This is a genomic window from Asticcacaulis aquaticus (assembly GCF_028550415.1).
GTDB classification, from domain to species: Bacteria; Pseudomonadota; Alphaproteobacteria; order Caulobacterales; family Caulobacteraceae; genus Asticcacaulis; species Asticcacaulis aquaticus.
Genome location: NZ_JAQQKX010000011.1, coordinates 142,280 through 161,932 on the forward strand (window position 1 = coordinate 142,280; position 19,653 = coordinate 161,932).

At 59.7% G+C, this 19,653-nt stretch carries 15 protein-coding genes, 1 tRNA gene and 2 pseudogenes; 7 read left to right on the forward strand and 11 right to left on the reverse strand.

Translation table 11 applies throughout. The features are described 5' to 3' along the window. On the forward strand, positions 1 to 831 hold the full coding sequence (locus tag PQU92_RS13780; RefSeq protein ID WP_272748826.1) for an outer membrane protein: 831 nt from the start codon (positions 1 to 3) through the stop codon (positions 829 to 831). Positions 832 to 1,046: 215 nt separating this feature from the next. Here the strand turns inward: PQU92_RS13780 and PQU92_RS13785 are convergent, their stop codons facing one another. The 3 genes from PQU92_RS13785 to PQU92_RS13795 form a co-directional block, all read right to left on the reverse strand. Then, positions 1,047 to 1,736, reverse strand: coding sequence for a P-loop NTPase family protein (locus PQU92_RS13785; protein WP_272748827.1), 690 nt, complete (start codon positions 1,734 to 1,736; stop codon positions 1,047 to 1,049). Positions 1,737 to 1,765: 29 nt separating this feature from the next. Beyond that, a complete protein-coding gene (gene aroC / locus PQU92_RS13790) occupies positions 1,766 to 2,881 on the reverse strand; it encodes a chorismate synthase (protein ID WP_272748828.1) in 1,116 nt (371 codons plus the stop codon). A gap of 74 nt (positions 2,882 to 2,955) precedes the next feature. Next, positions 2,956 to 3,693 carry a J domain-containing protein gene (locus tag PQU92_RS13795; RefSeq protein ID WP_272748829.1) on the reverse strand — a complete coding sequence of 246 codons (738 nt, stop codon included), beginning with the start codon at positions 3,691 to 3,693 and terminating at the stop codon, positions 2,956 to 2,958. Positions 3,694 to 3,828: 135 nt separating this feature from the next. Here PQU92_RS13795 and pdxH point away from each other — a divergent pair, with 135 nt between their 5' ends. Together pdxH and bchE are read left to right on the forward strand one after the other, a co-directional pair. Next, positions 3,829 to 4,479 carry a pyridoxamine 5'-phosphate oxidase gene (gene pdxH, locus PQU92_RS13800; protein ID WP_272748830.1) on the forward strand — a complete coding sequence of 217 codons (651 nt, stop codon included), beginning with the start codon at positions 3,829 to 3,831 and terminating at the stop codon, positions 4,477 to 4,479. Between the two features lie 147 nt (positions 4,480 to 4,626). Then, complete coding sequence (gene bchE, locus PQU92_RS13805; protein WP_272748831.1) at positions 4,627 to 6,135, forward strand: magnesium-protoporphyrin IX monomethyl ester anaerobic oxidative cyclase; 1,509 nt, start codon at positions 4,627 to 4,629, stop codon at positions 6,133 to 6,135. A 55-nt stretch (positions 6,136 to 6,190) separates the two neighbouring features. On the opposite strand, the gene PQU92_RS13810 is transcribed toward bchE, so the two are convergent. Continuing rightward, a complete protein-coding gene (locus PQU92_RS13810) occupies positions 6,191 to 6,805 on the reverse strand; it encodes an HAD family hydrolase (protein ID WP_272748832.1) in 615 nt (204 codons plus the stop codon). A 60-nt stretch (positions 6,806 to 6,865) separates the two neighbouring features. Here PQU92_RS13810 and PQU92_RS13815 point away from each other — a divergent pair, with 60 nt between their 5' ends. From PQU92_RS13815 to PQU92_RS13830, 3 genes are all read left to right on the forward strand, one after another. Beyond that, positions 6,866 to 8,317, forward strand: coding sequence for a bifunctional aminoglycoside phosphotransferase/ATP-binding protein (locus tag PQU92_RS13815; protein WP_272748833.1), 1,452 nt, complete (start codon positions 6,866 to 6,868; stop codon positions 8,315 to 8,317). A gap of 195 nt (positions 8,318 to 8,512) precedes the next feature. Continuing rightward, positions 8,513 to 9,310, forward strand: coding sequence for a DUF1499 domain-containing protein (locus PQU92_RS13820; RefSeq protein WP_272748834.1), 798 nt, complete (start codon positions 8,513 to 8,515; stop codon positions 9,308 to 9,310). 827 nt (positions 9,311 to 10,137) lie between these two features. Beyond that, entirely contained in the window at positions 10,138 to 13,080 is a 2,943-nt protein-coding gene (locus tag PQU92_RS13830) for a TonB-dependent receptor (RefSeq protein ID WP_272748836.1), read from the forward strand. A 371-nt stretch (positions 13,081 to 13,451) separates the two neighbouring features. Here PQU92_RS13830 and sppA read toward each other — a convergent pair whose 3' ends face one another. The 3 genes from sppA to PQU92_RS13845 all read right to left on the reverse strand — a co-directional run bounded on the left by sppA (position 13,452) and on the right by PQU92_RS13845 (position 16,907). Next, positions 13,452 to 15,239 carry a signal peptide peptidase SppA gene (gene sppA / locus PQU92_RS13835; protein WP_272748837.1) on the reverse strand — a complete coding sequence of 596 codons (1,788 nt, stop codon included), beginning with the start codon at positions 15,237 to 15,239 and terminating at the stop codon, positions 13,452 to 13,454. Between the two features lie 148 nt (positions 15,240 to 15,387). Then, entirely contained in the window at positions 15,388 to 16,272 is an 885-nt protein-coding gene (gene trhO, locus PQU92_RS13840; protein WP_272748838.1) for an oxygen-dependent tRNA uridine(34) hydroxylase TrhO, read from the reverse strand. Positions 16,273 to 16,313: 41 nt separating this feature from the next. Beyond that, entirely contained in the window at positions 16,314 to 16,907 is a 594-nt protein-coding gene (locus tag PQU92_RS13845) for an alpha/beta fold hydrolase (RefSeq protein WP_272748839.1), read from the reverse strand. 241 nt (positions 16,908 to 17,148) lie between these two features. Here PQU92_RS13845 and PQU92_RS13850 point away from each other — a divergent pair. Continuing rightward, positions 17,149 to 17,222 (forward strand) — tRNA-Gln (locus PQU92_RS13850). A gap of 117 nt (positions 17,223 to 17,339) precedes the next feature. Here the strand turns inward: PQU92_RS13850 and PQU92_RS13855 are convergent. The 4 genes and pseudogenes from PQU92_RS13855 to PQU92_RS13870 all read right to left on the reverse strand — a co-directional run. Beyond that, on the reverse strand, positions 17,340 to 17,816 hold the full coding sequence (locus PQU92_RS13855; RefSeq protein ID WP_272748840.1) for a hypothetical protein: 477 nt from the start codon (positions 17,814 to 17,816) through the stop codon (positions 17,340 to 17,342). Continuing rightward, positions 17,801 to 18,451: pseudogene (locus PQU92_RS13860) on the reverse strand (IS1595 family transposase). Before PQU92_RS13860 ends, PQU92_RS13855 begins: the two are co-directional and overlap by 16 nt. 135 nt (positions 18,452 to 18,586) lie before the next feature. Next, a complete protein-coding gene (gene istB / locus PQU92_RS13865; protein WP_272748841.1) occupies positions 18,587 to 19,366 on the reverse strand; it encodes an IS21-like element helper ATPase IstB in 780 nt (259 codons plus the stop codon). Beyond that, positions 19,356 to 19,653 (reverse strand): annotated as a pseudogene (locus PQU92_RS13870) (IS21 family transposase); the annotation flags it as partial. The gene istB and the pseudogene PQU92_RS13870, both read right to left, overlap by 11 nt.

Sequence of the window (19,653 nt, forward strand, 5' to 3'; positions counted from 1 at the left end):
ATGACACTGAACGCTTTCCGCTGCGGGCTGCTGGCGGCGACCGCCACGATTTTCGCCGTGCCTGCCGTGGCGCAGGACTGGACCGGTCCCTATGTCGGCGGCCACGCGGGCTATAGCCGCCTGTCGGACAAAAATAGCGAGCGTCTGAATTTCGACACCAATCTGGACGGCAACTACAATGATACGGTGAATACCTCGGCGGGGGCCAATGCCTTTTCGCCCGGCTTCTGCGACGGCGCGCCCAATGGCAACAGCGCGGCCTCGGCGTGTCGCGACGATGACGGCGGGGCCGATGTCGGCCTGCGCCTCGGCTATGACTGGCAGTCGGGCAACTTCGTCTACGGCGTGGTGGGCGAAATCGCCAAGCTGGACCTGACCGACAATGTGACGGGCTTTTCAACGACGCCCGCCGCCTACACCTTTACGCGTAAAACGGGTACGGTAACGGCGCTGCGTGGCCGCGCCGGTTACGCCATGAACGACTACCTGCTCTACGGGACGGCGGGTTTCGCCTGGGCCGATCTCGACCGCAGTTTCACCACGACCAATACCGCCAACAGCTTCACGCCGCGTGGTGGCGACAATGCCAAGGGCTATCAGATCGGCTTCGGTACCGAAAAGAAGGTTATGGAAAACTGGACGCTGGGCGCGGAATATCTCTACACCAGCCTCGATGACGACGACTATACTGTGCGCGTCGGTCCGGGCACGGCTCCGGCGACCAATCCGTTCCTGATCGCCAATGCGCAGGGCACGGACATGAAGCGCAGCGAAGACAAGCTGAAGGCGCATTCGTTGCGCTTCACCGTCACCTATCGCTTCGGAATGTAAGTGAAACGCCCGCCGTTCTCAGGAGCGGCGGGCCTTTAGAGACTGTTTGGGAAGTCTTCGGGTCGCTCTCACGGGTCTTTATTTCCGCCCGCTATGTTGGAAACTTGCCCCGATGATCACATCGAGGCTTCGTTTCCGCCTTGCGGCCAAACTACGTTTTGCGAAAAAAATCCCTCGCGAGCGCTCAACCGCTGACTTCCCAAACAGTCTCTTAGCTATTTGCAGGCCAGATCGTCCTTGGCCACAAATCGCGGCTTGGCCAGAAGGATCGGCCCGATCGGGTGCGGCCAGTGTTCGATGGCGATCTTACCCGACAATACCGGGCAGGACGAGGTCGGACGGAACTGATATCCCGTTTCGCCCGCCGGTTTGAACAGCATCATGAGGGCGTTGTATTTCAGGTTTTCGGGCAGGGTCGATTCGATCTTCAGCCACGTGTCCGGTTTGTCGTCCATCTGACCGTAGGACACCAGCAGGGTGTTGGGCGGCAGTTTCGCCACCACGCCGTCGCGCTCGACCTTGGGCAAGGTGGCATTGTCCGGATTGGCGACCGCCTTGCCGTCCTTCATAATCTGCGCGGGCATGGCCGGGGCGTAGCGCTGGATCAGTTTCGGTGCCGTCGGCTGCCCATCGACGATGGTGTATTGAATGGCCAGGGTTTCGCCCGGATAGAGCATGATCGCGCCGTCGGCGAGGACATAGGGGCTTCGGCCGACCGGCGCGGTACGGAACTCCGTCGGGCTGATGCGCACGACGACGTCGACGCGGCCCGCGGGGCGGCAGGCGGTTTCGGCACAGAGCTTTTCGATATCGACCTTTTGCGGTGCCGGCTTATCGGTTTGCGCGGATGCGGTTGTGGCGCAGGCAAGCGCGATCCCCGCTAACAGGACGGTTTTGATCATCATGGCATTTCCCCTCGAATTATGAGGTGAGACTAGCCCTGAAGGGCGCCTGGTGTAAAGGCAATCCCGCCGGTCTGACCGCGATGACGCAGGAAGGCGTCGAGCAGGGTGCAGGCCAGCATGGCCTCGGCCACCGGTACGGCGCGCAGGCCGACGCAGGGGTCATGGCGGCCCTTGGTGCGGATATCGACGTCCTGCCCCCTGACATCGACCGACTGACGCTCGGTCAGGATCGAGGAGGTGGGCTTCAGCGCGATGCGCGCGACGATGGTCTGACCCGTCGAGATGCCGCCTAAAATACCGCCCGCGTGGTTCGACAGGAACTCGACGCCGTCCGGCCCCATGCGCATTTCATCGGCGTTGTCTTCGCCCGACAACGTCGCCGAGTGGAAGCCTTCACCGATTTCGACACCCTTAACGGCGTTGATCGACATCAGATTGGCGGCGAGGTCGGAGTCGAGCTTGCCGTAGATCGGTGCGCCCCAACCGGCGGGGACGCCCTTGGCCTGTACCTCGACGACCGCGCCGATGGAGGAACCGGCTTTGCGGATCGAGTCGAGATATTCTTCGAACAGAGTCAGGTGCGTCGCGTCGGGTGAGAAGAACGGGTTCTGATCGACCTGCGCCCAGTCCCACTGCGTCCGGTCGATGGTGTGAACGCCCAGCTGCACCATGGCGCCGCGCACCTTGATCTGAGGCCCGATCAGGGTTTGCAGCACCTTGAGCGCCACGGCGCCTGCGGCTACACGGGCGGCGGTTTCGCGCGCCGAAGACCGACCGCCGCCGCGGTAGTCACGTACGCCGTACTTGGCGAAATAGGTGTAGTCGGCGTGGCCGGGGCGGAACTGATGGGCGATTTCGCCATAGTCTTTCGAGCGCTGATCGGTGTTTTCGATCATGATCGAGATCGGCGTGCCGGTGGTGACGCCTTCGAACACGCCGGACAGGATTTTCGCTTCATCGGCTTCACGGCGCTGGGTGACGAAGCGCGATCCGCCCGGCTTGCGACGGTCGAGCGCCCATTGCAGGTCGGCTTCGGTGAGCGCGATCCCCGGGGGGCAGCCGTCGATCACGCAGCCGAGCGCCGGCCCGTGGCTTTCGCCCCAGGTGGTGACGCGGAAAAGGTGACCGAAGCTGTTGTGCGACATAGGTTTTGCGCCCTGCGAAATTTGTCACAGTGCCTTAGGACACTTCGTGGCCCGGCGCAATATTCAGCGCAACCTTACGCCCAGCGCTTGTGGAATTCCGACAGCAGGTCGGACGCCGGACGGGCGGGCAGGGCGGTCGCCGCCAGCCGGACATAGAGATCGCCCGCCGCGTGCGTTGCCGTAGCAGGCAGGCCCAGACCTTTCAGGCACAGGCACGCGCCGTCGGTCGTGCGGCCCAGAAACAGGTCCTGCGGCCCATGCGGGGTATCGATGCTGACCGGGCCGCCACCAGAAACGCGGCGGGCATCGACCTCGGCGGTCATCCACAGGTCGTTGCCGGCGACGTGCATCCGTTCATCACGCGTGATCTCGATGCGGAACAGATGTTCGGCGGTCCCGGCGCGGGACGCTTTGAGGCGCAAACGGTCGCCGTGACGCAGGCCTTTGGGCAGGGCGATGCGCAGGGATCGCGTGTGCATCAGGCTGCGATTCGGGCCGTTGTCGCGGATCAGTTCCAGCGGCATCGGCACGTCCTGAACGATGACCCCGCCATTGACCGCCTGTTCGGGCGTGAGGCGTAGGATCTCGGCGGGATCGGCCAGTTCATCAATGGTTTCAGTTGGATTTACGCCAGTCTTCAACTGACGCAGCAACAGATCGCGCGCCAGAATCAGGCGGCGCAGATGGGCGTCCGTGCCGCCATTGAGGTCCGGGTGGGCCTGCTTGGCGCGTTTGCGGAACGCGCTCTGAATGTGGTCGAGGCTGGCGTCGTCGCCAAGGTCGAGCAGGGCCAGGGCCGAGGATCTGTTCATTCTGAAAGAGCCGCTGAGGGAAGGGAAGACCTGACTATGGCGGCAACATGGTCAACAGGGCGTTAATTCTGCGGTTGAGGTTGGGTTGACTGGCGGTTTCTGCTAAACGGCGCGGGATATGTAAAGGATGTGCCTATGTCCCGTTCCGACCTGATACCCCCCAGTCCCGACTACGCTGACGCCCACACCGCGCATGAGGCCGACATCGACGGGGCCGAGCCGTTCACCTTGTTCGGTCAATGGTTGATCGACGCGCGTGCCAAGGAGCCGAACGACGCCAATGCCATGACAGTGGCCACCGTGGACGCCGATGGTATGCCCGACGCGCGCATGGTCCTGCTCAAGGACTTCGATGCGCAAGGCTTTGTTTTCTATACCAATACCCAAAGCGCCAAGGGGCAACAGCTTTTGTCGGCGCGCAAGGCGGCGCTGCTGTTTCACTGGAAATCCCTGCGCCGTCAGGTGCGCGTTCGCGGTACGGTCGAGATCGTCACGGATGCCGAAGCCGACGAATATTTCGCCTCTCGGGCGCGCAATTCGCAGATCGGGGCATGGGCCTCGACGCAATCGCAACCGCTGGAAAGCCGCTTCGCGCTGGAAAAGCGGGTGGCAGAATACGGTTTGAAATTCGGTCTGGGGGCTGTGCCGCGGCCGCCGCACTGGACGGGGTTCCGCATCGTGCCGCAACAGATCGAGTTCTGGCGCGACAAGCCGTTCCGTTTGCACGACCGCCTGAAGTTCGAACGCGTGGGCGACGGCTGGACGACCTCCAAGCTCTACCCTTAAGTTTTGTCGCGCATGGGTTCCAAAAACCGCTGGGCACTTTTTGGCATGCGCTTAAAAACCGCAAATCCGCCCTACAAAAGTCATGCGGTGGCAGTCCTCTCTCCGCAGGGACAGTCACCGTACTGAAATGGGGGGGGGGGGGAGCGCGTGCGCATCCTGCTTATCAATATCGCGCATCCGGCGATCGGCAGCCGGATTCCGAAGGAACAGATGCCGCCGCTTGGTCTGCTGTGGGTCGGCGGGCCGCTGATTGACGCCGGGCATGAGGTCAAGCTGATCGACGCCGAGCGTGGCCCCTTGCCGGACGGCGAGGTGCTGAGGCAGGCGGTCGGTTTCGCGCCTGATGCCGTGCTGTTCGGGCATTCGGGATCGTCGTCCGGCCATCCGATCATCGCGCGCATGGCCGCCGAGGTAAAGCGCAGGATGCCGTCGGTCACCATCATCTATGGCGGCGTTCACCCCAGCTATTTCTGGCGCGAAATCCTGTATAACGAGCCGCATGTCGACTATATCGTGCGCGGCGAAGGCGAGGCCATATGTCTTGAACTGATCACCGCCCTCAGCGAACAGCGGCCGGTCGAGGGCATCCTCGGCCTCAGTTACCGGCGTAACGGCCAGATTGTCGGCAACCCCGCCGCACCGGTCATTGCCGATCTCGACGCCCAGCGCATCGGTTGGGAACTGATCGAGCACAAGAACTACGGCTACTGGGGCGGCAAGCGCGCGGTGGTCATCCAGTTTTCGCGCGGCTGCCCGCACCTGTGCAACTATTGCGGCCAGCGCGGGTTCTGGACACGCTGGCGTCACCGCGATCCGCAGAAACTGGCCGCCGAAATCGCGCGTCTGCACCGCGAAGAGGGTGTCGAGGTGTTCAACTTCGCCGATGAGAACCCCAGCGCCGGGCGCAAGCCGTGGATCGCCTTTCTGGAAGCCGTGATTGCCGAAAATATAGACGTCACCCTGTGCGGCTCGACCCGCGCCGGGGATATCGTTCGCGACAAGGACGTGCTGCACCTCTACAAAAAAGCCGGTTTCGAGCGCTTCCTGATGGGGATGGAGACCACCGATGCGGCGACGTTGAAATTGATCAAGAAAGGCGCGACCGAAAGCGTCGACCGCGAAGCGATCCAGCTGATGCGTCAGCACGGCATATTATCGATGATGACCTGGGTGGCAGGATTCGACGAACAGACCGACAGGGATTTCTGGCACGGGTTGAAGCAGATTATCTCCTACGACCCGGACCAGATTCAGTTGCTCTATGTCACGCCGCACCGCTGGACGCCCTATTACCGGCTGGCCGAGGACCGCGAGGTCGTGCAAACCGACCTGACCCTGTGGGATTATAAGCATCAGGTGCTCAATATGCGGCACATGCCGCCGTGGCGGGTGCTGCTGTGGGTCAAGTTCATGGAGATCGTGGCGCAGGCGCGGCCCAAGGCCCTGTTACGCTTGCTTTATCATCCGGACCGCAAGATTCACCACGCCATCCGCTGGTATTACCGGATGGGCAAGCGCGTCTGGTTCCGTGAGATCTGGCGCTTCCTGACTCAGGATCGCGCCAAACCCGCCGGGCTTACCGTGCGGCAAATCGTCGGCGAAGCGCAGGACCACGAGGAAGAGGCCAGCGCCGTGCCGGTCCGCAAACGGGCTTAGTTGCTGCGCGTCTTGTCTCCCAAAACCGCTTCACACGTTTTGGAACGCGCTCTGATTACCAAAGCGCCGGATCGGTGGTGTAGAACGGCCGAATATCGCTGACCGTCATGCCGGCGGCGCGGGCGGCCTCCATGCCTTCGTCGCTGTCCTCATAGGCATGGGCCTCCGAGGGCGCGACACCGAGCCGGTCGCAGGCGGTGAGGTAAAGGTCCGGCGCAGGCTTGCCGACGCCGGTATCCTCGAACGTCGTCACGGTCTCGAAATAGTCAATCAGGCCAATGGCTTTCAGCGTAGCCTTCACAATCAGCTTCTGCCCGCCTGACGCCACGCCGAGCTTCAGCTGGCCGTGATATTCACGCACCAGCGCTTCGGTGACGGGAATAGCGGCCACACGGTCGATATGGTCCATGAACAGCGGTGCATTGCGGGCGGCGATATCGTCGGCGTCGAAGGGCAGGGGGGATTGCCGGGCGTATTCCTCCAGCAGCACCGAGCGCGACAAACCCAGCCGGTCGGCATAAAACTGCGGCTCAAGATTTATGTTGTAAACCTCAAGGGCCACGCTTAAAGCCCGGTAGTGCGCGGCGAAGGTATCGGCTAAGGTACCGTCGCAGTCGAAGATCAGCGCCTTGACGCCGGGTGGCGGGAGGAGGTCAGCGGGTACAGACATGCGCAATGCTATAGCCTTGTCGTGGCTTCGGTAAAACCCTCAATCTGAACAAAGACGCACATGTCCGACACTCAAGATCAAGACCTGACCTTGCCCGATTCGCTTATCGCCCATCTGTCGGAAGGGGCGGACGATATCATCACGACGTCCTGTGCGGTGGTGATCCTGAAAGGCAAGCGCGCCTATAAGGTCAAGAAGAGCGTCGATTACGGTTTTCTCGACTTCACTTCGGTCGAGAAACGCCGCAAGGCCCTGCTGCGCGAACTGCGCTACAATCAGCGCATGGCGTCGGATATCTATCTGGGCGTCGAGGAGATTCAGGGCGAAAGCGTGCTGGTCATGCGTCGCTTCGATACGGCGGGTGTGTTGGCCGAACAGAGCCAGGCGCAGGACGATTGGGCGCCGGACCTCGGCCTGATGCACGATCTGGGGAGCACGGTGGCGAAGTTCCACGCCGGGTCCGAAATCTGCCGCGATGCCGAGCACGAATTCAATATCAAGTACGTCATCGACTCCAACAAGAAGAACATCGACGTCTTCCGCGACGAACTGGGGGCCGAGGCGGTCGACGCCTATGACGTGGCGATTCAGGCGGCCTATGCGGAACTCGAAGACGACGTGAAGCGCCGATTTACTGAGGGCTATGTTCGCCACTGCCACGGCGACCTGCATCTTGGGAATATCCTGATCGAAAACGGCAAGCCGGTCCTGTTCGACTGCATCGAATTCAATGAGCGCCTCAGCCAGATCGACGTGCTCTACGACCTCGGTTTCCTGCTGATGGACCTGTGGGTGAGGGGCCACGAAGACGCCGCCAATACGGTGCTCAATATATATGTCGAACGCGCCTCGCGCCTCGAAGACGACATCCACAGCGTCTATGCGGGCCTGAAACTGCTGCCGCTGTATATGTCGGTGCGCGCGGGCGTGCGCTGCCACGTCAATGCCAATTACGGCGGCACGCCGAACTACGCCATGGAAAAGGCGAAGGTTTATCTGGCGGCGGCGCATCGTTTCCTTGAGATCAAACCCGCGGAGTTGATCGCGGTCGGCGGCCTGTCGGGGTCGGGCAAGAGCAGCCATTCGCGCCGTATCGCGCCGGCGACCGGCCGCGCACCGGGAGCCCTGATTCTGCGCTCGGACGAGATGCGCAAGCGCTTGTGGGCTTTCCCGGAATTCGAGACCCTGCCGAAAGAGGCCTATACCCCGGCGGAAAACGAGCGCGTCTATAACCATATGTTCGATCTGGCGCGCACGGCGATCCAGAGCGGGCAGTCGGTGATCCTCGATGCGACCTTCCGCAATCAGGACCGGGCGCGCGAAGCGAAGGCCTTGGCCGAAAACGCCGACGTGACGTTCAGCGCCCTGTGGATGGACGTGCCGGCGGAGGAGCGACTGCGGCGTGTGCTTCAACGCACGAACGACGTCTCCGACGCCACGCCAGATATTGCCGGGGCGCAGACCGATCCGGTTCTGGACGAAGCCTTATGGACGCGGACACCGAATCCGTGACGCTATATTTATTATATGCGCTTTGAGCCAGGGTTGAATTTTTGACACCTTGTGCCTTTAAATTCCCTTTTTGGAAGGTATGGCAGTGACGGCGGCCTGCGAATAGCCGAGCCTGAGTGTCATAATAGTCCGCGGCGTGTATCGCGGTTCAAAAGCGAGATTGTATTTCGCAACTACTTCAAGGGGTTCGGACAATTGTCTGAAGAGATTACGCATCACGAGACGCCCGTAGCGCCCAAAAAGCGCAAAAAAGGTTTCGCCTTCGCGCATCTGGCGCTGATCGTCAGTCTTATTGCGCCGTTGACACTGCTGGCGGCCATGCTGTCGACCAGCGTCGGCTATCTCAGCTACGATCTGGGTTTCAATCAGATTGCACTCGATTACGTGCCCAAGATCGCCACCACGGCGATGATCATCTGTACCCTGTCCTTGCTGATATCGCTGTTTATGGCGCCCCGAACCTACGGGCCGTGGGCGCTCATGTCGGTAATCGTGTCCGGCGGGCTGCTGGCCGGATACTACGCGTATGAAACCCGATTGAAGGCCTATCCGCCGATCCATGACGTTTCGACCAACTGGGAGCGCCCGGTCACCTTCTCCAGCAAGCTGGTGGCGGCCCGGGGTGCGCAGGCCAACCCCATAGAGGACGATCCCTTCACCGCCAACACTGTGTCCTATGAGTGGCGCGGTCAGAGTGTAGCGGCCATCAATGCCCAGACCTGCCCAGATGCGATCCCCATTCTAGGCAAGCCGAAAAATGCCGATCAGGTCGCCGACATCCTCAAGGACGAGGGGTATGTTGTCTTCGGGCGGTCGGAATGGCGGGTGGAGGCGACCTACGAAGACCCCTATTGGGGGCTCAAATCCGACGTCGTGGTGCGGATCGAGCCGGACAAGACCGATATCCGTTCGGTCAGCCGTGAAGAACTGGCCGACCTGGGCGGCAACTGCCGACGGGTCCTGACCCTGTTGAAGCGCATCAAGGGCGCGTGATCCGTCCGGACGGCGCGGGAATTGCTTAACGTCTGGTTAAGACGTCAAGGGTTCCTTTCATGCTCGCTTCCGCCGGATATTTTGTCTCAAAACGCGCCCTTTACGTGGCTACCGGCTGGCTGTGTCTTTTTCTGGCACAGGTGATCCTGGCCAGCTGTACGCCGGAACCTACGGCTTCCTATGCGGTGCGTGTTGCGGTGCGGCCCGCGCAGGCCGCAACTGTAACATCCCGTTAAAACAAATATTTTTCCTCATAAAGGCCGATCGGTTATCGGAACGCAGGTATCTGGCGTCTTGTTTTGCTAAATTTATGTTGCGCCGCAATATAAAGAGCCGTGAGGCCTGTGCATAAGTTTCAATATAAACTATATGTGGTTTTTCACGCCTCAGGGGTGCGGAGGGGGTCGCTTTTCCCTTGTGGGCCGTCGAATCGCCAAGTTTTTAGCGTTTTTGATGCGTTTGCCATCGGAAAGAAAAGGCGTTCAGCAGGTAATGTGCCGGCCTTATGTGCTGGTCTTTCCCTGTCTGAAATTTGCGAATTTATTCAAAGAAAACAAAATAAAATATTGTAATAAATGGATTATTTTTCATAAATTTTTCCGACCTCAGAATTCCATAATGGCATTTTTATGATTTTCATCCTCTTTCCCTTGCGGCATGTTGCGTATGTGACTTTATTGAAACAGGTTGCAATCGATATTTAAAAATCTGTGACGCTCGATTGACGGAAATATGACGCAGGTGTCCTACTCGACGTTAACAGCTTGTAATGCTGGGCAACGAAGGTCGGACCCTCAGGGTATCGGCCAAATTCCGGAGAACTTAGAGTGATCAAGAAAACGATGCGATCAGGCCTCATGGTCTCGACGACGCTGTGCGGCGCGCTGCTGTCGCTGGCCGTCCCCGCACTTGTGACCGCTGTGGCGACGGCTGTGCCGACCACGGCTCTGGCGCAGGACTTAACCTCGGGTACGCTCGGCGGTACCGTGAAGTCGGAAGAGGGCACGCCCGCCGCCGGCGCGACCGTTACCATCACCGGTGAATCGACCGGCTATACCGGCACCGCCACGACGGACGCGGAAGGTAAGTTCCAGATTTCGCAGATCCCGCTGGGTCGCTACACCGTAGATATCACGACGAAGTCGGGCGCCAAGGCATCGGAAACCGTGCTGGTGACGCTGGGCGCTGTGTCGAGCTATGACTTCACCGCTGGCGGTTCGTCCATTCAGACCGTTGTCGTCCGCGGCAAGGCGCGTCGTAACCTCGACTTCGACCGCACGACCCGCGGTTCCGTTCTCGATGTTCAGACCCTGTCCGAGCGCTTGCCGATGGGGCGTTCGATCGAAGCCCTGGCCGATCTCGTGCCGGGCATCACCATCAACGACGTCTTCGGCCCGCCGTCGATCGCCGGTGCGTCGCCTGCCGAAAACATCTACTATGTCAACGGGATGAACGTTACGAACTTCCGTAACTTCCTCGGCGGCACGACCGTTCCTTACGATTTCTACGACCAGATCGAAGTCAAGACCGGTGGCTATTCGGCCGAATACGGTCGTTCGACCGGTGGCGCTTTCATCGCCACGACGCGTTCGGGCTCGAACACCTTCAAGGGCGGCGTCGCCTATTACTATCAGCCCGATAGCCTGGCTACGAAGGGCGACTTTACCTACGACAAGATTTATAGCCAGAAGACCCGTAAGGAATATCCGACCAGCTCGGAAGCCAACCTGTGGCTGTCGGGTCCGATTATCAAGGACCACATCTACTTCTTCGGTTTCTACAATCCGCGCGACCTGCAAAGCGAAGTCAACACCTACGACACGACGTCGGGTAAGCTGCTCTACAAGACGACCGAAAGCCGCGAAGACCCGTTCTGGGGTGGCAAGCTGGATTTCGTCCTGAACCCGCAGCATCGCCTGGAATACACCTATTTCAACGACGATCAGTCGTCGGTAAAGCCGACCCTGGATACGTCTACGGGTAAAGCGCCGGCCGTGACGCGTATGTCGGGCGGCAAGACCGAAATCGTCAAATATACCGGTAAGTTCACTGATTGGTTCACCCTGTCGGCCATGTACGGTCGTTCGACCTACAATCAGACTTCGTCCTCGGATGTCGACAGCGAAGCCAACGTCTATGAAAATGGTCAGGTCGTTCGCGGCAACACCGATCTGCTGATCGAAACCGGCACTGACGATCGTAAAAACTACCGCGTCGATGCAGACTTCTACTTCAACCTTGCCGGTAAGCACCACCTGAAGGTCGGCGTCGATAAGGAAGAGTTGCACGCCGATGCGATCTCGTCCTATTCGGGCGGCGTCTATTATCGTTATTACACCGGCGCGACGAGCTGCGGTGGTACGACGATCACCAACTGCGTGCGCGTTCGTAAGCTGTTCAGCGGCGGTGCCTTCGATGTCGAAAACCAGGCTTTCTACATTCAGGATAGCTGGGAAATCACCGATCGTCTGGCTCTGAATCTGGGCCTGCGTTCGGATAATTTCGACAACATGAATGCGGCCGGTAAGTCGTTCCTGAAGATGGAGAACAAGGTCGCACCGCGTATCGGCATCTCCTATGATCCGACGGGCGACAAGTCGAGCAAGCTGACCGCCTTCTATGGCCGTTACTACCTGCCCGTCGCTGCCAACACGAACATCCGTATGGCCGGCGGTGAAAATTTCACTCAGGATTGGTACAGCTACACCGGTCGCAACGCGACCACCCTGGTGCCGACGCTGGGTACGCTCTATCTTCACGAAGTGCTTTCGGACGGTACTGTTCCGGATGCCGGTACCCTGGTGTCGCAGAACCTTGAGCCGCAGTATCAGGACGAATTCATCGTCGGGTACGAAAAGCGCCTCGACAGCGGTTGGAAAGTTGGCGTCGATTTCACCTACCGCAAGCTCTCGGCGGTTATGGAAGACGCCGACGTCGACATGACCAATGCCGCCGCCTATCTGGTGTCGAAGGGCGTCATCACCCAGGCTCAGGCCAACAGCGGTTCGTTCGGTAGCTCGGGCTATGTTCTGCTCAACCCGGGCAAGGATCTGGTCGTCGCACTGGGTGACTCCTTCGGTGCGGCCGCTGGCAAGGTCGTGACGATCTCCGCCGACGCCCTCGGTTTCCCGGAAGCCAAGCGTAACTATCAGGCCCTGACCTTCTCGGCGGAACGCCCGTGGGATGGCACCTGGTATCTGGGTGGCTCGCTGACCCTGTCGCGTACGGTCGGTAACATCGAAGGCGGCGTCAAGTCGGACAACGGTCAGGACGACACCGGCCTGACGCAGGACTTCGACGAACCTGGCTGGACCGACGGTTCCTACGGCCTGCTGCCGAACCACCATGGCTATAACCTGAAACTGTACGGTTCGTACGAGTTCAGCGAAAACCTGCGCGGTGGCTTCAACGCCAACATCCTGTCGCCGCGTCATTACGGCTGTATCGGTGCCTATCCGCTGAACGACGGTCGTGCTGTGGCGACGACAATCACGGCCTGGTACTGCGGTGGCAAGCTGACGCCGCGCGGTGAGTCCTTCTCGGGCGACTGGATCAAGAAGCTCGACGTCAACCTGACCTGGACCCAGCCGATCCCGATCGGCACGGTGAAGGTGACGGCGGATGTGTTCAACGTCTTCAATTTCCAGGGCGCGGAACAGTACGTCGAAACGGGCGATATCTCGCTGACCAGCCGCAACCCGAACTACGGTTCGCCGTCGAGCTATCAGAACCCGCGTTACGTCCGTATCGGTCTGAAGTACGAGTTCTAATTCCTCAGAGTAGCGTAAAGCGTACAGAAACGGCGGCAGGGCAACCTGCCGCCGTTTTCTTTTGGGCGAGGGCCGGGGAAGGGTGTTGTGCGGTGGCTAAGGAGCGAAGCGCATTGACGCGTTCGTTCATCCTCTGGAGCCGGATGGCGCTCGTTACGACCGGGTCATTGTTAAACGCAATCGAGACGACGCCAGCTTGACCTCTATGTATTGAGGGCGCGTACTGCGCCCCTGAGACTTTCAAATCGCGGCTTCGACGTAATCATCCTGAACGATCGTGCCGCCACGGGTCGCCATGTCGGGCGCTTTGCAAACAAAAACGCCGCCCGGATGATCCGGACGGCGTTTTTATTAAAGCTGCGAACGGTGGTTTACCGCGCGGAGGGAGCGTAGGGCTCAGGGGCCAGGACGCTGGCGCCCTGTTCGCGCAGGCGGGCCTGTTTCGCTTCCTTCATGATCGCTTCGGCCCGCGGATCGGTCGAGGCCCAGCCGAGGAAAGACAGGGCTTCGACGCCCTTGACGCTGGCCTCCACACCCTTGCCGAACATGGCGAACGGCGACTTGGTGTTGGGGTAGCTGACCAGCTTGACCTTGGCATCCTTGTCGATCTTGGCCAGAGCCTTGGCCTTTTCGACCGCCGCATAGAAGCCGCCCAGATCGTCGACCAGACCGCGTTCCTTGGCCTGAGCCCCGGTCCAGACGCGACCCTTGGCGATTTCCTTCACGCGATCGACCGGCAGCTTGCGGCCCTTGGCGACGCGTTCGACAAAGGCGTTATATATACCGTCGATCCAGGTGGAGATCGAGGCGCGCTGGCTGTCGCTGAACGGCTTGCCCGACGAATAGGCCTGAGCGTATTCGCCGCCGACGCCGATCTGGCGGAAATCGACGCCGAAGCGCGCCGCCGCGTCGCCGATGGCCAGCTTGCCGCCATAGACGCCGATCGAGCCCGTAAGGGTCGAGGGGTTGGCGACGATGGCATTGGCCCCGGCGGAGATCCAGTAGCCGCCCGACGCCGCATAGTTGCCCATCGACACGACGACCGGCTTGCCGGAATCCTGTGCGAACTTGATCGCCTGAGCGATTTGCTCGGACGCCGTGTCCGAACCGCCCGGCGAAGAGACACGGAAGACGATGGCTTTGACCTTGTCATTGTCGACGGCGTCGTAGAAGGCCTGAGCAATATCGTCCGACAGCATTTCCGGCTCACCGCCGCCGAAGCCGCCACCGCCTTTGCCGGTCATGATCGCGCCTTCACCATTGATGACGGCGATGGTCTGCGCACCGGACGAGGTCACCGTGGCGGCGTAGGATTGCACGTCCATCAGCTCGGTATCGGCACCGCCCTTGGCCTTGGCGGCCTCTTCGGCTTCGTGGACCTGACCCAGCTTGGTGATCAGGCCCATTTCCTTCGCCTGTTCGGCACCGTAAGGCCCGGCTTCGAGGACCGCCTTGAGCTTCGGCAGGTCCATTTTCAGGTCCTTGCGGTCCACAACCACCGCCGACAGCAGCGAGTCGTAGATCGAGCCCATCCACGAGAGGGTCGCTTCGCGGTGCGCGGGGGTATAGTCGCTTTGCAGATAGGGGTTCACCGCGTTCTTGAATTCATAGCGCTGCTCGAACTGCGGCGTGATGCCGTACTTGTCGAAGGCGCGCTTGAAGAACATGTTCTCGGTCGAGATGCCGGTCACCTGAAAGGCCGAATGCGGCTGCATCCAGAACTCGGTCGCCGACGAGCCGATCATGTAGGAGGCGACGACCATGGTGTCGGGATAGAGCCCTTGCGAGTGGGCGATAACGGTCTTGTTCTTACTGCGCACATACCGCACGGCGGTGCGGATTTCCTCGGCCGCCGCCGGAGCGATGCCGCCTTCGGGCAGACGGATGAGGATCGACTTGACCTTGTTGTCGTCGGCGGCGTGGTAGAGCGAGGTGACGATGTCCATGGTCGACAGCGGACGCCCGGTGAGGAAGGCGAACGGGTCGGGCTTAGACTGATCGGTCAGGCCTTCGCGCAGATCGATCAGCAGGGTCACCGCCGATGGCGTCGTCGGCTTCGAAGAGGCCGCGACCATGGTGATCAGCAGGAAAGGCACGCCGATGAAAAACAGGATGAAGGCGGTCAGGACGGCGCCCACCGTAATGAGAAACTGTTTCATAAGATGATCGTCATCCCCGGATGCGGTAAAAATTGCGCCGAAAATTGCACTACGCCCCCCGCACAGACGCACGCGCACTACCGCCTAGCATAGACGGTTGCGGCCACAGGTCAAATGAAAGGGCTGTAATAAACCCGATGGGGTAAAATCAGAATTTCGTGCGACCCGCCGCCGGGCGGGCGGTGGACGGGCGGTCGTGCTGATACCGGGGATCGCCGTGGCAGTGCGGGCAGGAAACGCCGCGCAGGTAGAGCGGGCTCTGCTGGTCTTCGGCGGTCAGGGCGTGGTCGCAATAGAGGCACAGAAGGGCGGTCTTCGACGGCGTCAGATTATGATCCACGGCGATGCGCTCGTCGAACACGAAGCATTCGCCGTCCCACAGGCTCTCTTCGGCGGGGACGTCCTCGAAATATTGCAGGATGCCACCCTTGAGGTGGTAAACCTCGTCGAAGCCGTTGTCCTGCATCCAGGCCGTATATTTCTCGCAACGGATGCCGCCGGTGCAGAAGGTGGCGATTTTCTTGCCTTTAAGCTGCTCGGCATTATCGCGCGTCCACTGGGGCAGAAACTTGAAGGTCGGGATTTGCGGGTCGATGGCGCCGCGGAAGGTGCCCAGATTGACCTCATAATCGTTGCGGGTGTCGAGGATCACCACGTCGTCGCGGCTGATCAGAGCGTTCCAGTCCTTCGGCTCCACATACTCGCCGCGTCGCGTCAGGCTGACCGGCTCACCCAGCGAAATGGTCTCTTTCTTGAGGCGCACGCGCGTCTTGCCGAACGGTTGGGTGTCGGCAAACGATTCCTTCCACACGATCGGCTCGCCGATCAGGTCGCTTTGCAGATAGGTCAGGAAGCTGTCGATGGCTTCGCGCGTCCCGGCCATGGTCGAGTTGACGCCTTCGCGCGTAATCAGCAGGGAGCCCTTGATGCCGAGATGTTTCAGGCGGTCGAGCAGGGGCTGCTGCATTGCTTCGAACTGCGGAAAGTCGAAGAAATGGTAGAAGGCGGCGATGACGTAAGGCTTATCGGACATCCGCGAGGCGCTATCACAAACGCCCGGCATATTAAAGCCCCTCACGCCTGGCGCAGGAACGGCAGGATATGGTTTTCGCAGATACCGGCCGGGTCGCACTGAAAGATCATATGCGGCAGGCCAAGGCGTATCTGACGGATATTCTTGCCGAAATGGCGCGGCAGGACGGGCGGGATCAGCCGGTCCTTACCGGCATTGAGGCTGAGGATCGGCATTTGCAACGCCGCCAGTTGCGACCGCATATCGCAGGTCAGGACACTTTGCACCCGCGCCAGAAGCGTGCGGCGGTCGATGGGACTGACGGTGTCGTGGATCATTTGCGCCGTCTCCGCGTGGCCGCCATTGAACAGCATCAGGCGTATCTGCCACGTCCATAGCGGCAGAAACCGCCCCAGCGGGATCAGCGGTGAAACGATCTGCCCCAGCCGGCCATAGGGCGAGGCGGCAAAGGTCGCGCCCAGAATCAGTTTGAGAGGCTTGCGTGGTGCATGAAGGGCCAGCCAGATGGCCAGCGGCCCACCGAACGACTCGCCGACCAGTATATAGTCGCGATCGAGCGGCATTTCCGGCAGTAAGAGCTGCCCCAGATGTGCATAGGCCTGATCACCCGTCTGCGGATAGGCGAGGGCGCACACCTCCTATTTGGGCGACAATGCGGCTTTCAGGCCTTCGAAAAAGGCCGCTGTGCCATCGGTTCCGGGCAAAAGGATCAATAAAGGCTGTGAGGTAGAAGAGGGGGACATAAACGGAAAACGCGAGAACCTGGGGAAAATTTCAGCGGAGGGATTGCATGTCACAAAAGCTTGGGTTAGTGAAGCGCCTCTCTCGCGGACACAAGCGAGACCAGCAAAGCCGCTAAGGCTTTAGCCGATTTGCTGGGGAATGGTGTAATGGTAACACTCCGGTTTTTGGTACCGTCATTCTAGGTTCGAGTCCTAGTTCCCCAGCCAATTTTCTTTTCCTGCATTATGATACAGTTTGCTCCCATGTGCAGGTTCGAACGGCTGTAGATTTTCCGCAAGTAAGTTAAAGGGTTCTCGGAAATCTGCGGTCAATCGACCATCTTGCTATTTACAGTTCGATAGTACGAAATTTAGGAGTTTTTTTCGGCTATTTCCGCGTTCCTTCTCAAAAAGGTGATGCGCATTTTGGGCCAAATTGAGCAGAGCGACGCCCTCATCCATATAAATGTCGCTGGCATCTTGGTATCGCTCCATGTCGTTTTGACATCGAGCCATCTCGTCTCGCCATTGAGCGGAAACGCGATGGTAATAAGCTTCGTCGATCCGGCCGTCTAATTTATCAATATAGACGGCATCGAGACGCTGCTTCAGGCGGTCGATTTCTCCCCGCACTCGGCGGACAGCGTCAGCATGCTCACGACGCTCGACGTCGAAGCTGGACTTGAGAGCGTCGACAACCAGATCATGAATTTCCTGATCAAATCTCAAGCTTTCCAGAAGGCCGGCAAATTGCGCCGCCAGCTTTTCCTCACGGACATACTTCTTGGGGCTGTCGTAGATAAGTATCAGAGTTTGGCCCAAAGTCGCAGTGTTTTGAGCCGCTCTTTGGGCGACCCGTGATTGAATCTAAACTCGCACTCCTTGATGAACAAGAAGAAGTTTTGCTTTGGGATTCCGTTGTATTTTCTAAGCACCCGCTTGGCCTGGTTCCAGAAATTCTCGATGCCGTTGATGTGGTTCTGTCCGTTGGCAAACAGCTTGGAGTGATTGATACGGCTGTGATGAAACTCGGATACATCGAGCGCGCTGTAGCTACCGAATGTGTCGGTGTAAACGATGCTATCTGGTTGAATTTTCTTGCGAATAATGGGCATCAGGGTTGTGGCCTTGGCGTCTGAGATAGGGACGACGAAGACCTTTCCGCCCCGTTTCAGCAAGCCGAATACGGGCACCTTGCCAAGCGCACCACGCCCCCGCTTGCCCTTGCGCACACCGCCGAAATAGCTCTCGTCAATCTCGACTTCACCGCCGAGCAATTCTTCGTTGGCCGCCGCCTGCTCGACGATCAGTTCGCGAACCTTGCGGTAAAACAAGGCCACTGTGTTGGCCTGCAAATCCAGCACATCCGCAGCCGAACGCGCGGTAACCTACAGAACAAAAAATTCCAGAAGCCGCAACTGCACTTTTCGACTTAATTTACAGCGCTTTAAACCCACATCGCCACCATAGATAAGTTGCCTTATCTACGACAGCCCCATCGCCTTTTGTAATTTGTGCAATGATAATAGGTTGTTGATTTCCGCTGAGAAGTGACCCGCCTAAAGGGTATAATGGTGAGGGTCAGGTCGTGGTCAAGTCACGAGTTTTTCCTTCTTTGATTTTGCGGTCGCCGAGCTGGCTTTGAAGCGGAAGCTGTCATTGCCAGTTTCAAGGATATGGCAGTGGTGAGTTAGCCGATCGAGCAAGGCTGTCGTCATCTTGGCATCACCGAAGACACCTGCCCATTCGCTGAAGCTGAGGTTTGTTGTGATGATTACGGAGGTCCGCTCGTAGAGCTTGCTGAGCAGATGGAACAGCAAGGCGCCGCCGGAAGAGCTGAACGGCAGATAGCCCAGCTCGTCGAGGATGATCAGGTCGAGCTTGAGCAGACGGTCGGCCATCTGCCCGACCTTACCCTGCACCTTCTCCTGTTCGAGCAGATTGACTAGCTCGATAGTCGAGAAGAAGCGCACCTTCTTGCGATGGTGCTCGACAGCCTGCACGCCGATGGCCGTCGCGACATGGGTTTTGCCGGTGCCGGGTCCGCCGATCAGGACGACGTTGTGCGCGCCGCCAATGAACTCGCAGAGATGAAGCTGGCGTACCAGCGCCTCATTGACCTCGCTGGACGAGAAGGCGAAGCCTGACAGGTCCTTGTAGGCCGGGAAGCGTGCCGACTTGATCTGGTAGGAGATCGAGCGGACTTCGCGTTCCGCTGTTTCCGCCTTCAGCAACTGGGCCAGCATCGGCATGGCGGTTTCGAACGCTGGTGAACCCTGCTCCATCAGTTCACCGGCGGCCTGAGCCATACCGTACATTTTGAGGGACTTGAGCATGATAATGATAGCCGCGCTGGCGGGATCATGACGCATGGCGGGTCTCCCTGCGCAGGGCGTCGTAGCGTTCAACGTTTGCCCGCGGCTCCTGCGCCAGACGCAGGGCCTGCGGTGCATCGATCGTGTCCGGCGGCGGGGTTCCGTCGATCAGTCGGTGCAGCAGGTTGAGGACGTGCGTCTTGGTCGGCACGCCGGCTTCCAGCACCAGTTCGACAGCCTGCAGAACGACGGCCTCGTCATGCTGGAGAACCAAAGCGAGTATTTCAACCATCTCCCGGTCGCCGCCCGGCCGCCTGAGCGGGTTAAGCTGTAACCGGTGGAAG

Bases quoted from the DNA above. Each gene is read 5' to 3' on its own strand.
- pdxH (WP_272748830.1), top strand. From the start codon at position 3,829: ATGTCCCGTTCCGACCTGATACCCCCCAGTCCCGACTACGCTGACGCC.
- PQU92_RS13810 (WP_272748832.1), bottom strand. From the start codon at position 6,805: ATGTCTGTACCCGCTGACCTCCTCCCGCCACCCGGCGTCAAGGCGCTG.
- istB (WP_272748841.1), bottom strand. From the start codon at position 19,366: ATGCGTCATGATCCCGCCAGCGCGGCTATCATTATCATGCTCAAGTCC.
- sppA (WP_272748837.1), bottom strand. From the start codon at position 15,239: ATGAAACAGTTTCTCATTACGGTGGGCGCCGTCCTGACCGCCTTCATC.
- aroC (WP_272748828.1), bottom strand. From the start codon at position 2,881: ATGTCGCACAACAGCTTCGGTCACCTTTTCCGCGTCACCACCTGGGGC.
- PQU92_RS13795 (WP_272748829.1), bottom strand. From the start codon at position 3,693: ATGAACAGATCCTCGGCCCTGGCCCTGCTCGACCTTGGCGACGACGCC.
- PQU92_RS13815 (WP_272748833.1), top strand. From the start codon at position 6,866: ATGTCCGACACTCAAGATCAAGACCTGACCTTGCCCGATTCGCTTATC.
- trhO (WP_272748838.1), bottom strand. From the start codon at position 16,272: ATGTCCGATAAGCCTTACGTCATCGCCGCCTTCTACCATTTCTTCGAC.
- PQU92_RS13785 (WP_272748827.1), bottom strand. From the start codon at position 1,736: ATGATGATCAAAACCGTCCTGTTAGCGGGGATCGCGCTTGCCTGCGCC.
- PQU92_RS13780 (WP_272748826.1), top strand. From the start codon at position 1: ATGACACTGAACGCTTTCCGCTGCGGGCTGCTGGCGGCGACCGCCACG.